This is a genomic window from Nocardia vaccinii NBRC 15922, assembly GCF_001613305.1.
In the GTDB taxonomy this organism is placed as follows: domain Bacteria; phylum Actinomycetota; class Actinomycetes; order Mycobacteriales; family Mycobacteriaceae; genus Nocardia; species Nocardia vaccinii.
Genome location: NZ_BDCC01000007.1, coordinates 182,532 through 195,828, shown reverse-complemented (window position 1 = coordinate 195,828; position 13,297 = coordinate 182,532). Strand labels below are relative to the sequence as shown.

General features: G+C 67.7%; 10 protein-coding genes. 6 read left to right on the top strand and 4 right to left on the bottom strand.

The window, feature by feature from the left end:
• Positions 1-13: 13 nt before the first annotated feature.
• Positions 14-1,156, bottom strand: a complete 1,143-nt coding sequence (locus tag NV1_RS03600; RefSeq protein WP_067885803.1) for a DNA cytosine methyltransferase — start codon at positions 1,154-1,156, stop codon at positions 14-16.
• Positions 1,157-1,936: 780 nt separating this feature from the next.
• Here NV1_RS03600 and NV1_RS03595 point away from each other — a divergent pair.
• The gene (locus NV1_RS03595; protein ID WP_157116524.1) at positions 1,937-2,140 is read left to right on the top strand and encodes a hypothetical protein; all 204 of its coding nucleotides are present in this window, start codon (positions 1,937-1,939) and stop codon (positions 2,138-2,140) included.
• Between the two features lie 114 nt (positions 2,141-2,254).
• On the opposite strand, the gene yczR is transcribed toward NV1_RS03595, so the two are convergent.
• Positions 2,255-3,646, bottom strand: coding sequence for a MocR-like transcription factor YczR (gene yczR / locus NV1_RS03590; protein ID WP_067885413.1), 1,392 nt, complete (start codon positions 3,644-3,646; stop codon positions 2,255-2,257).
• Positions 3,647-3,706: 60 nt separating this feature from the next.
• On the opposite strand from yczR, the gene yczE reads away from it, so the two are divergent.
• Complete coding sequence (yczE, locus tag NV1_RS03585) at positions 3,707-4,447, top strand: membrane protein YczE (RefSeq protein ID WP_218026913.1); 741 nt, start codon at positions 3,707-3,709, stop codon at positions 4,445-4,447.
• On the opposite strand, the gene NV1_RS03580 is transcribed toward yczE, so the two are convergent.
• Complete coding sequence (locus tag NV1_RS03580; RefSeq protein WP_245713541.1) at positions 4,380-5,582, bottom strand: phosphotransferase; 1,203 nt, start codon at positions 5,580-5,582, stop codon at positions 4,380-4,382. The genes yczE and NV1_RS03580 overlap by 68 nt on opposite strands.
• Before the next feature lie 209 nt (positions 5,583-5,791).
• On the opposite strand from NV1_RS03580, the gene NV1_RS03575 reads away from it, so the two are divergent.
• Positions 5,792-8,572 (top strand): helix-turn-helix transcriptional regulator, encoded by a 2,781-nt coding sequence (locus tag NV1_RS03575; protein ID WP_169813284.1) that lies wholly within the window; start codon positions 5,792-5,794, stop codon positions 8,570-8,572.
• Positions 8,573-8,597: 25 nt separating this feature from the next.
• On the opposite strand, the gene NV1_RS03570 is transcribed toward NV1_RS03575, so the two are convergent.
• Positions 8,598-9,833, bottom strand: a complete 1,236-nt coding sequence (locus NV1_RS03570) for a cytochrome P450 family protein (RefSeq protein ID WP_067885409.1) — start codon at positions 9,831-9,833, stop codon at positions 8,598-8,600.
• Between the two features lie 567 nt (positions 9,834-10,400).
• Here NV1_RS03570 and NV1_RS03560 point away from each other — a divergent pair.
• From NV1_RS03560 to NV1_RS03550, 3 genes are all read left to right on the top strand, one after another.
• Entirely contained in the window at positions 10,401-11,768 is a 1,368-nt protein-coding gene (locus NV1_RS03560) for a glucose-6-phosphate dehydrogenase (protein ID WP_067885405.1), read from the top strand.
• Between the two features lie 75 nt (positions 11,769-11,843).
• Entirely contained in the window at positions 11,844-12,359 is a 516-nt protein-coding gene (locus tag NV1_RS03555; protein ID WP_245713540.1) for a DUF2231 domain-containing protein, read from the top strand.
• 611 nt (positions 12,360-12,970) lie between these two features.
• Positions 12,971-13,231, top strand: a complete 261-nt coding sequence (locus NV1_RS03550) for a transglycosylase family protein (RefSeq protein WP_084525074.1) — start codon at positions 12,971-12,973, stop codon at positions 13,229-13,231.
• The last annotated feature ends 66 nt before the right edge of the window (positions 13,232-13,297 follow it).

Genomic DNA, 13,297 nt, shown 5'->3' with positions numbered 1-13,297 from the left:
CGTCCTCTGCACGCTAAGCGGCCTCCTGCGGTGATCCGCCCATGCGCAGCAGATGGTTCTGCACATCGGCCAGGAAACCCGGCGGGAAGCGCAGTGTCCCACGCCCGGCCCGGCGCAGGAATCCGGCGGTGGCGCGCGCGGACAGCAATTGGGCGTCCTCGAGGAACCAGCGCAGATCCTCGTACGGCGCATGGATCGGCCAGGTCGAGATCGGCACCCGGTACGCCGTCCCGGCCCGCCCCCAGGCCGCGGTCGGCCAGCGCTGCCCGGACAACACGCCATCCTCGGGTATCGCCACCCCCGACGGATCGGCCAGCCGTCCGCCGACCCAGGTCGCCATCCGCACACTCACCGCATTGCCGACCAGTTTCCAGCGATGCCCGGCCCGCACCCCCGGCACGGTCAGCGCGGGGGCGGTCCAGTCCCGCGAAAACCCTTGCAGCCGTTCGGCATCGGTGATGCCGGGCGTCACGATCTCGCCCGAGGGCAGGCGGACGGCCGGTGGGCTGGCGATGCCCAGCCCCGACCCGCCCTTGAGCGTCGGCACGGCATTGACCGCCCAGCCCAGCCCGCGCACCCCCTCGGTCCAGTAGAAGCCGCACGGATCGACCGCCGGATCCCCGATCTCGTGCGGTCCGGCATCGGTCCCGAACAGCACCGGCCGCGGATCTTCGGTGCGCGAGGCCAGCATCAGCACCCGCAATCGCCGCTGCGGCAGTCCGAACGCCCGCGCATCCACCACTCGATACGCCCACATGTAGCCGTATTCCTCCAGCGCGGAGGTGATGTGCCGCATCGCCTGTCCACGCCCGAGTTGCAGCATGAACGGCACGTTCTCGATCAACAGCCACCGCGGACCGCGACGCCGCCGCACCAACCGGAACACCTCGTCCACCAGACCCGAACGCGCACCCGTGATTCCGGCGGTCCGCCCCGCCTGCGACAGATCCTGACAGGGAAAACCCGCCGCGACCAGCTCGGTCCCGGCCGGCAGCGCACGCAACCGGGTGACGTCCTGATGCACCTCGACATCCGGAAAACGCGCCGAAAGCACGGCCCGCGCACCGGAATCGATCTCACACAACAATTCGGTGCTCCACCCGTGCGCGCCGAGGCCGAGCTCGAGTCCGCCGATCCCGGCGAACAGCCCCACCATCCTCGCGCCCGCCACACCTGCCCTTTCGCCGTGAACCCCGACCGGCATCGAGGCGCCTGGATGAGCAGATTACTCGAGCCCGGTCAGGCGACCTCCGGGCAACTCGTGTCCGACGCTCCCGCACGGACAACACCGTGCAGCTTGCGGTACTTACCCGAGCCCACTTACACAACGTTCCATAACAATGGAAGCCGTTGTGCCCCAACGGTTCCACTCGAATACACGACGTAAGGTAGTGACACCTCCAGCCGAGGGGCGGTGGACATGGTCCACACACCGCGCCCAGGAAGGAGGTGATGGGAATGACGAAACATCGCCGGCAAAGAACAATGCCCCGGTCGACTACGGCATGGTGTCGACAGCAGCTGCCGTGATCGCCGGGGCGCTCGCACTGGTCCGCTGGGTGTGGACCAGGTAGCCCATCAGGTGGGGCGTCGTTCACAGCGGCGTTCCACCGCCCAGCATCACTCTCGTGACAGCGGCAGCGTACTCCGGAGCCGATCTCGACGCGGCCGCACAACGCTTCGAACCCGAGACGGGCAGATCTGGAATCGGACGACCGGCGGCTCGCCGCACGGGACCGAAGCGCGGCATCACCACCAGGACGAGTGAGCCGACCTTACGTGCCCATCCGGCATGCTGTGCCTTCGCTGAGATTTCCCTGAGAACGTTGCCGCGTTCTTCCGGTACCGCCCTGACCGCCCGTCGCTCCGCTACGCTGCCGATACACTCGACCGAATAGCGAAGGGCGGCATGATGATCCGGAAGGTTCTGCCGGCGATGGTCGCCGGTGTTCTGATCGCAGCACCGGCGACGGCGTCCGCGGATGTGGCGGTGGGTGCTGTCACCGACCGGCCCGTCGCCGCACAGCACGTCGACTTCAACACCGGTTCGGCGGTGACCGACAGCATTGTCAACGGCCTGGTCCTGTTGATCTTCGGCCCGAACGACCCGCATTACTGCAAATTCCCCTACTGCTTCTGAGCACTCGGCGCCCACACCGCGGACGGCCCCGGATTTCCGGGGACGTCCGCCGTTTCCGGAACGCCTTTCGAAGCGTCCGCCGCCCGCCGCGAACATGTTCGTGCCGAACACCTTTCACGCAACGGTCGACGGTTTGTGTTTTCCGCGTTCACCGCGCAGGATCGCCTGCCGCGCCGCTGCCAAATGCTCGACCGCCGCGGCGAGTTCGCCCGCCGGCAGCGAATAGGGCAGCCGCACATGACGTTCGAACGCGCCGCCGATGCCGAATCGGGGCCCGGCGGCCAGGGTGATGCCGTAGTCGGGTGCGATCGCGGCCAGGCGCGAGCTGATCGGATCGTCGAGAGCGACCCAGAACGACAACCCGCCCGGCGGAATCGGCACCGACCAGCCCGGAAGGTGTCGGGACAGTGCGTTGTACAACACGTCACGCTGCGCTCGAAGTCGCTCGATCCGGTCGGGTAGATGAGTGTGGAGGCTGTCGAGCAGGATGCTCGCGGCCAGTTGTTCCAGGATCGGGGTGCCCAGGTCGGTGCCGGGACGCGTCTGCGACAGGCGGTTCAGGATTGATGATCCGGCCCGGATCCACCCGATCCGCAATCCGCCCCAGATACTCTTCGACGTCGACCCGATGCTGATCGCATCCGGGTGGTCGGCCGCGAACGCGATCGGCCGCGGCAGGTCGATGCCCAGATCGGCCATCGTCTCGTCGACCACCACCGGACAGCCCGGCTCCAGGCCGCGCCGCACCTGCGCGGGCATGCACTGTCCGGTCGGGTTGTGGAAGTCGGGAATGAGATAGGCCAGCGCGGCGTCTCGGCCGGCGACCCGCAGTTGTTCGACATCCCAGCCCTCCGGTTCGAGCGCGACCGGAACGAGGCGGGCGCGGACGTCGGTGAAGGCCCGGATCGCATGCGGGTAGGTCGGATGATCGATCACGACGCGGTCACCGGGGCGGACCAGGGCGCGAGCGATCAGGGCGAGCGCGTGCTGCGCGCCGTTGGTGATCATGATCTGATTCGGACGCGTCGGCAATCCTCGCCCGGCATACCACCGCGCGACCGATTCCCGGAGTTCGGTCACGCCGTCGCGCTCGTACCCCCGGCGATCGAAATAGCGGGGCAACCGTTCCAACGCGGCGCTGAAGGCGCGGTGCAGTATCGGGCCGGGTGCGGCCGGTGCGGCGAACGACAGATCGATCGTCGGAGACGATGACGCGGCCCGCCGGCGCGGCGCCGGATCGTCGGGAAGCCGAACGACGGCCCTCGACCGTGGCCGGGTGTCGATGAATTGCGCGTCGGCCAGCGTCCGATAGGCGGTACCGACTGTCGTGCGACTCACGCCGAGAGCGAGCGCCAGATCCCGTTCGCTCGGCAACGCCGCAGCAATCACCAGGCGTCCATCCAGCACCAGCAGCCGCAGCCGGTCCGCCAGGCGCTGGTGCGCCGGACCCGGCCCCTCATCCCACGAACCGAGCATCCGCGCCACCGCCGTCGAACCGATCTTCATCGAACCAGGATCGCAAATCTGGCTATCGAATCACATACCAGAATCTTGGAGGATGGCCCGGTGACTCCACCGCATCACCAGACCGCCGAACACGGCGATCAATTCGTCCTCCGCCGCATGAACGCTGTCGAACAACTGCGCGCCGGACGCAAACCGCGCAGATCGGCGCAACTGCTGATCGGGCTGATCGGTTACGGCGCATCGGTGATGGTGCTGGTCACCTCCGGGTTGGGCGCCGCCAGCTGGAGTGTGCTCACCGAAGGCATCGCCGGGTCCACCGGAATCTCGTTCGGCGCCGCGACCAACCTCATCGCCGTTGTCGTACTCCTCGCATGGATCCCCATGCGCGAACTTCCCGGCCTGGGAACACTTCTCAACGTCGTGCTCATCGGCTTCGCCGCCGACGCGACCGCACGGATCGTTCCGGACCCACCCGATATCGAAATCCGAGTGCTCTACCTGATCGCCGGGATCATCGGCTTGGCGTTCTTCGATGCCCTCTACCTCGGCGCACAGTTCGGCTCCGGGCCACGTGACGGACTGATGACCGGCCTGGTCCGACTCACTCGCAAACCGATTGCCCTGGTACGCACGGTCATCGAAGTCACCGTGGCCACCACCGGCTGGCTGCTCGGCGGCACCATCGGCATCGGCACCGTACTCATCGCCTTCGCCATGGGCCCCCTCGTCGGTTACTTCCTGCCGCGGGTCGCCGTCGAAGCGGCCACTCCGCTCACGGCGCCTCGTCGACCGCCCGCGCGGCGTCGTGGTCGAGGACGGCGGCGGCGGTGCGCTCGATGATGCCCAGGCTGACCTCGTCGGGCTGGTATTTCGGCTGAATGACGCTGTGGCCGATGGTCGAGAGCCAAATGAAGTACGGATACAGCGACTGCTGTCGGTACGCCAGCCAGGCCGAACCGAAATCGGGCGCCGGAGCGCCGCATTCCGCGAGCCGGTCGAGGTAGACGGTCAACAACTCGCGGTCCCATTCGCGCCGATCGGCAACGGCGAGGCCGGAATTCACCACATAGGCGAAGTCGTAGGCCCAGCTGCCACGCAACACGACCTGCCAGTCGGTGAACCCCATCCGCCCCGCGCGGGTGCGGTAGGTGTTGCCGATATGGGAATCGCCGTGCAGGAATGTCTGCGGGCCGGAGCTGGCGATCTCCAAAGACCGTTCCAGTGCCCGGTACAGCCGGTCATGTTGGCCCGCAAGTGCTTCCGGCAGCACCGACGCCGCGCGCCGGGCGCCCACCCGGGACCGCTTGGACATGCCGATCAACCGGTCGAGATTCGCGAAATGAGCTCGCGGCGGCTTCAACCAGGCGTGCCGATCGAGTTCGGGATGGTTCCAGTAGTAGGCATGCCAGGTTGCCATGGTGCGCAACAGATCTTCGATCTGGCCGCGGCTGATGGGGGTGTGCGGTGAGCAGAAGCTGGCGCCCTTACTGCTGTCGATATCCTCGAGCAGTGAGATCGTGCGTCCCGATCGCTGGTCGATAGCGCTGTGGTAACTCCGCGGGGCCTCGATATCGAGTTCCGGGCGCAGGTGAGTGAAGAATCCCGGCTCGCCACCGAGGATTCCGGCGAGATCGAGGGTGAGCCGCTGTTTGAAGTGCGCGGTGGTCTTGGCGAACAACCGCTCCGGCAGTGCGGCGGCCCGGCCCGCTTCGTTGTATGTGACAGTGAGCTTCCATCGGGTCGATGTGCCCGCGCTGACGTTCTCGGTCGCGAACGACTCGACCGCGGCTCCGTCGTGTCCGTCGCAGAGCACGGCCGTCAGCCACTGCGTGGTGACCTCACGTCCGGTGACCGGAATATCCGTCGCGGCGACGGCGCGTGGCCGGGCGATCCGTTCCCGGGCGACGTGTCCGCCGATGCGAGCGATCCCTCGCACCGTCTCCAACACGGGATTGCGGCTGGATACATCGGTCACGGCTGTCTCCTGCGGCTGGTTCGTCGATGAGAGGCGGACCGGGCGACCGTCTCCGCCCGGAACGGTATGGCAGCGCGACCCCGGGAACATCCGTCGCGACGGCCGAAAATATCCGCATCCTGCGCGCCGAGGCCCTGGAGCCGATGCCGCTGTGGTCGGACAGCACGGACCGGGCGCCGGACGGCTCCGACCGCCTTAGACTCGGCCGAATGCAGGAAACCACCGTCTTGGTCGGCCGCGATGCCGAGATCGAGGCACTGGCCTCGCTCGCGGCGCGGGCCATTGCCGGTCAGGGTGTGGTCGCCCTGGTGGAGGGCGAGGCCGGCATCGGCAAAACCGCACTGCTCGAGGCGGTTACCGCGCGTTATGCGGCGGCCGGGCTGCGCGTGCGCCGTGGCGCCGCCGACGAACTTCGGCGGGACATGCCGTTCGCCGCGGTCTGCTCCTGGCTGGACGCGGACCGCGGCGCGGCCGATGACGCGACGGATCGCATTCGGGCACTGCTGCGCGGCACGGACGGTGGTGCCGCGGCCACCCACGAATTCGCTGTCAGCGAGGCGATTCTGGAACATGTCGATACCTGGTGTTCCGCGGGCCCGGTCGCGCTGATCCTGGACGACACGCACTGGGCGGACCGGTCGAGCCTGGCGGTGCTGCACCGGCTCGGCGCTCTCGCCGACGACCTGCCACTGGTGGTTCTGCTCGCCGCGCGCCCACTCCCGCGAGACGCGGCCTTCGCCGAGGTGGTGACCGACCTGGCCGCGCGCCGCGCGCCGCGGGTGCGGCTCGGGCCGTTGACCGACGCCGCGACCACGACACTGGTCGGGCATCTGGTGCGAGCCACCCCGGGTCCGGGCCTGCTGCGCACGGCCCTCGGCGTCGGCGGAAATCCGCTCTACATAACGGAACTGGTGGCCGCGCTGCTGCGCGACGGATCGATCACGGTCGTCGCCGACACCGCCGATCCCACCGGAATCACCGCGGAACCTTCGCTGTCCGAGGCGATTTCGCAGCGACTGGATACGCTCTCCCGCCCGGTACGCGACGTACTGCCCATGGCCGCGGCGCTCGGCCCGGTGGTGCACGTCACGGAACTGGCTGCGGTGCTGGGCAATCCGATTTTGGAGACCTGGGCAACGGCCACCGAGGCGATCGACGGCGGACTGCTCGTGCAGGTGAATTCCGAACTCGTGTTCCGGCACGACGTGATCCGCCAGGTGCTGGCCGAGCGACTGCCCGCCTCGCTGCGATCGGATCTGCTCCGGCGCGCCGGGCAGGTGCTGCAGCAGACCGACGCACCGATCGAGCGGGTCGCCTATTACCTGTCGAGGGATGACCGCGAGCTGGACGGAGCGAGTCTGGATTGGCTGGTGGCGGTCGCGGACACGTTGATCGTGCGCGCACCCGATCTGGCGGTGCGGCTGCTGACCCGCGCGGCGACCACCACCGACACCCGCCTGCGGCCGACGCTGATCAGGCTGCAGGCCAAGGCACTGTTGTGGAACGGATCGGCGACAACGGCCGAATCGGTGGTCCGGTCCGCGTTGTCCGCGTGGCCCGCGCCGGGCGACGACGTAGAACTGCGCTGGTTGCTCGCACAGGCCTGCCATGCCCAGGGCCGGATGGCCGACGCCGTCGCGGTGGCCGAAGAGGCGTTGTCCACGATGCGGCTCGGCCCCGCGGACAAGGGCCGCATGCTCGGCATGGCCGGACTGGACAATTTCTTCCTGAACCGGCTTGCCGCGGCCGAGGCGGCCGGGCGGCAAGCGCTGCAACTGGGCGAGTCCGCCCAGGATCCGCTCGCGACCGGCTGGGGCCTCATCACGCTGGGAGCGGTTCGCTACACCGAGGGCTACCTCGACGAAGCCGTGCAGCTCAGCGGCCGGATCCCGGCCCTGTTCGAGAACGGAACCGGGTCGGACCAGTTCGACCCGTACATCCTGCACGCGCACTGTCTGATCGAGCTCGGCCGGTTCGCCGAGGCCGAACAGAGGCTGACCACGGCCATCCGGCACAACCGCAGCTCACACGGTGTGTATCTGTCCGCGAACCTGGTGGCCAAAGCGCGATTGCACCTGCTCGACGGTCGCTGGGACGATGCGCTGGCCGAATGCACCTCCGGCGTGGAGGCTCCCGATGTCCTCGGCTACGCGCTGGTGGCCGAGGCCTTGGCGGCGCTGATCGGCATACATCGGGGAACGTTCCTACCGGACCCGGATACGGTTCCCGCCCCGGACGGCCGGTTGGGCAGTAACGGCTACGCACAGTTCCATCCCTGGGTCAACGCGCTGGTACACGAGACGACCGGCAATTCGGACCTGGCGCTGAAGCTGCTGCTGGACGCGTATCACGAACTGACCGACAGCCTGGCCGGACCGACGTTGTATTACACCTTTCCCGATATCGCCCGGCTGGCGGCCGACGTCGGCGACGACGATGCGGCTCGGACCGTGACCGCGGCTGCCGACGCCCTGGTGGCGCGCCGGCAGACCCCGGCCAGAACCGCGACCGCACTGCTGTGCCGGGGTATGGCGGAGCGCGACGCGACGACCGTGCTCGATGCCGCGCGGTCGTTCGCGCGGGCCCGATGGCCGCTGCACGAGGCGCAGTCCCACGAGAACGCCGCCGTGCTGCTCGCCGCGTCGGGGCGGGTGGCCGACGCCCGCGCGGCGCTCGACACAGCGGTGGAAGGGTTTTCGCGGCTGGGCGCCGCGTGGGACAGCGCTCGCGCGGTCGCGCGGGTGCGGCCCTACGGCATCCGCCGCGGCGTGCGCGGCCCACGCAACCGTCCCAAGTTCGGTTGGCCGGCGCTGACCGAGACCGAACGCAAGGTGGCCGCCCTGGTGGCCGAAGGGTTCTCGAACTCCGATATCGCTGCTCAAATGTTCCTGTCGCGCAGGACGATTCAGTCACACGTGTCGAATATTCTGGCCAAGCTCGGCATCCGCTCGCGGCGCGAGGTAGCCGCGGCCGTCCCGCGCGCGCCGTGATTCGGCCCGCGCGGCGGCAGCGATGTCACGGCAAGGTCAGGGGTGGCGTGGCGGGAAATACGACCGGCAGCGCGGTCAGTGAGCGGTGAAAAGGTCCGGGCCGCCAAGACAATTCGTCTCTGGGCACGGCCAGGCTCAGTTCCGGCAGGGCGTCGAGCAGCTGGTCGATGGCGTCCTGGGCGATCAGATATGCCACCGAATTCGCCGGGCAGGCATGGGGACCGGCGCTCCAGGCGAGATGTGAACGGTTGTCGGTGTACTCGCCGTTGTTGATCTCGGGATCGTTGTTGCAGGCGGCCAGGCTGATCATGACGGGCTGGTGCGCCGGGAGCCAGACATCATCGATCAGGATCGGTTGCCGCGGAAAGGTTATCGCGTAGTTCGACAGGGGCGGATCGGTGAAGAGCAGTTCGTCCAGGGCGTCCCGGGTCGACAGGCTGCCGCCGAGCAGGCCGCCGCCGAACCGGTCGTCGGTGAGCATCAGCTGCAGTGTGTTGGCGATCAGGTTCTGCAGCGGTTCGATTCCCGCGCCGTAGAACGACAGCACCTGATGGATCATTTCCTCGTTGTCGAGTTCGGTCCGATGCTGCAGCAGTCGCGTCACGACATCGTCGCCGGGATGGGACCGCTTGAGAGACACCAGGTCCGACATCGCACCGGCGAACATGGCGCTGCCTTCGGCCGCGTTCACGCCGTCGAACATCGCCGCCATCCCGGCCGCGGCACGCTGACCGATGTCCTGCGGACAGCCGAGCATGGCGTTGATCATGGTGAACGCGAGCGGCAGCGCATATTGCGAGATCAGATCGGCGGTGCCCGCGGCGCAGAAACCGTTGATCAGCGAGAAGGCGACCTGCTCCACGACGCCACGCAACGCGAACTGATCGATCCCGTTGACGCCGTCGACCGTGGCCTGCCGGTAGCGCTGGTGTTCGGCGCCGCTGGTGCGGATCGCGGCGGGACGCCATTCCAACATCGGCAGCACCGGGCAGTCTCTCGGGATATCGCGTTGCCAGATCCGGGAATCGGCCGGGAAATGTGCGGGATCGTGCAGGATGCGCAGCGCGGTGCGGTAGCCGATCACCAGGGTCGCGGGCACGCCGGGCGCGAGATCCACCGGTACCAGCGAGCCGTACCGCGCGCGCATATCGCGATAGGCGCGGTGCGGGTCGGCGGAGAATTCCTCGGTGTACAGCGCCACCCGCGGACCGGCGAAGTCGGTCGGCGAGGTCGTGGCGGTCTCGATCGAAGGTCGTGTCACTGATGCGGCTCCAGGCGAGAGATCGGATGGTGGGGTTCGTGCGGCCGGAGCCGAGTGCACCGAGCCACGCGCGGAATCGCTTGCGCCGCTGAGAAAAAGCCTCACGCCGGCACCACGCACTCCGCGGTCGAGCAGAAGCGGCGCAGGCGAATTCGACCGCGACGCCCGAAGAGGTTACCGCCACACATCGTCCGACGACTGCCGGTAACACCACCTTCCCGCTGGTGGGGTGCCGCGTGCGCGCGGATACACCGGCGAGCGCCGGTTACCGGACTTCCCGAGCAACCCGGGTGCGCGGATCAAGGCTGTTTGCTGGGATGATGCTAGCTGCTAGCCTGAAATCACGAGGAGGGCGTTTTCCGACGCCACGACGCTGCGATCCGCGATGACGCACGAATTCGATGTCGACGGTTGTGACCAGAGGTTCCAGATATCGGACACGAAGATCGAGCACGTAGCCGCTGAACAGATTCCACTGAATTTGTCGCTGGTCAGTCACACTCGTGGAAGGGGCCGTATGTACGATCCCGACGTCGCGAATCCGGGCCGAGCGCGGGCGGTCGCCGCGTGATCACGCGACTGGTCGTCTTAGGCGGTACGGGAGACCTCGCCGGTCGCTACCTGTTGCCGGGTGTCAGCGCACTGTTCGCGAACGGGCATCTGGACAGTCGCTTCGAAATGGTGTGTGCCGATCGGAAGGGCCGGAGCGAGGAACAGTTTCAGCAGTGGGTCGCGACCCAACTCGATCGCCATGCCGCCGACGCACCGGCCACGGCGCGGAAGGCGACCGAGGCCGCGACCCGCTATCGACGGGCGGATATCCAGAGTTCGGAGGATGTGGCGCGGCTGATACCCGGCGACGAACCGGTCGCGATCTACCTCGCACTCCCCCCGGCGCTGTTTCCCACGGCGGTCACGACGCTGCACGAGGCCGGTCTGCCGGCGGGCAGCCGGATCGTGCTGGAGAAGCCGTTCGGTGAAGATCTGGCCGGTGCGGAGGAGCTGAATCGGCTGCTCGCGGATCTCGTGCCCGAACAAGCCGTGTTCCGAGTGGACCATTTCCTCGCCATGACGACCGTGCAGAACCTGCTCGGCAGCAGGCTGGCGAATCGGATACTCGAGTCCGTCTGGAACAGCGCGCACATCGCCGAGGTGGAGATCATCTGGGAAGAAACCCTCACGCTCGAGGGCAGAGCCGGATATTACGACTATGTCGGCGCCCTCAAGGACATGGTGCAGAACCACCTGTTGCAACTGCTGTGCCTGATCGCCATGGAACCGCCGATCACCCTGTCCGAACGCGATCTTCGGGACCGGAAGGTCGATGTCCTGCGATCGATCCGCCCCCTGACCGACGCCGATATCCCGCGCCGCACCAGCCGTGGCCGTTATCTGGCGGGCAGCATCGGCGAGCGCGACGTTCCCTCCTACGTCGAGGAACACGGCGTCGATCCACAGCGACGGACCGAGACGTTCGCCGCGGTCGAGCTGACGATCGACAGCTGGCGCTGGTCGGGTACGAATTTCGTGCTGCGCAGCGGCAAAGCGCTGGGTTCGGATCGCAAGGAGGTCGCCGTCCACTTCCGCCCGGTCCCCCACATACCCTTCGGTCACCAGGGCACCGCCGCGCCCGACGTGCTGCGATTCGGGCTCGATCCCGAATGCCTGTCGCTCGAACTCACCACCATCGGACCCACCGTCAACACCCTGGAACCACTCACCCTGACCGCGCAGATGCACCCGCCGGAACTTCCTGCCTACGGCAGGCTCCTGCTCGACGTACTGCGCGGCGACCCGTCCCTGGCCATTCGCGCCGACGAGGCCGAACAGGCCTGGCGGGTGGTCACTCCGATTCTGTCGGCCTGGTCCCGCAACCTCGTGCCGCTCGACGAGTACCCGGCGGGCACCTCGGGACCATCCCGCCCGATCCGCTGAGCCAGGGCCCGCCGCAGGCGCGGCGACCGGCCGCGGTCGGACCGAACCCCATCCCCTCTGGACAAGGAGATCGTCGTGACGAGCGAATCACAGCGTGGCAAACGCCCCCTGGCCGCGATGTTGACCGGCCCCTACGGGCATCCGTTCCATCCGATCCTGGTGACCGTGCCGATCGGGGCGTGGATCGCGAGCCTGGTGTTCGACATCGGTTCCCACGTGGTCGACGACCCGGACTTCCTCGCCCGGGGAGCATTGTGGCTGATCGCGATCGGCGTGATCGGCGCGCTCGTCGCCGCGGCGGTCGGAACGCTGGACCTGGTGACCATCCCCACCCGCACTCCCGCGTTCCGGACCGGCCTGCTGCACATGGGCCTGAATCTGGCCGTTCTGGTGGCATTCGTCGTCGGATTCCTGTGGCGGTACGACAGCGGCGGACCGTACGACGCCACCGCGGCCGGACCGTTGGTGCTGAGCATCATCGCCCTGCTCGTCCTGGGCGGCTCGGGATATCTCGGCGGCAAACTCGCCTACCACTACGGTGTGCGAGTCGCCGACGAAGCAACCCAGGCCACCGGATTCGAACGTCCCTAGTCGCGAGATCTCCGCGCGACCGCGCGCCGATCTCGTTGCGTCCTGTCCTGGTCGAATTCCAGATACAGCCCTTCCACTCAGCGGTCGTCCGCGTCGGCGGCCACCCACACTCCCGGGAGGGCAGCACACAGACCCCGGGCCATCGCTGTGCCCAACACATGAAACGTGCGTATTTCGTTTTCCGAGAAAATACCGTGATCGGTGGGTTTCGATTCAATAAACTCTCCGGCACATATACGAGGTTCGACGTATCGTCTGTCGCGGAGAAAAGAGTGCCCAGAGTTATCCACTCCTGCACGGATCCACAGGCCTTTCGTCCAGCCGAAAGCCGGTGTCGACCCAGTAGCCGGCGCATTACCGACTGGCGGTTACGCGCGATTGCGGCGGGAGTGGCCCGGCCGCGGTACATCACCCGCGCGCCGGTGATCCTTACGCACACCTGAAATTTCCATACCACGGTTCGCGAAATCCCTGACGATACCCGCGCGCACGACAGCGGGTTTCCAACGGTCGAGTCAGCTGATCATGGAAGGAGATTCTCCGTGCACCACCCGCGTGTTTTCGACATCCGCATTCTCGGCATCACCGCCGCTATTACCGCGGTTTCCGTGATGAGTTCTCCCGCTGCGCAAGCCGAATCCAGCGGCCACGACTGGGACGCGGTCGCCGCGTGTGAAAGCGGTGGAAACTGGAGCGCCGACACCGGCAACGGTTACTTCGGCGGCCTCCAGATCGCCCGCAGCACGTGGCGGGCCGCCGGCGGCACCGGGTCGCCCGCGCAGGCCAGTCGCGCCGAGCAGATCCGCGTCGCCGAGACCGTCCTGGCCAACCAGGGCCGCAGCGCCTGGCCGGAATGCGGGGCATACCTGTAACAGCCCTCGCGGAGCGCGCGTAGTCCCGGCGGAGCCGGTCGATCGCAGACCCCGCCGGGACCGCGA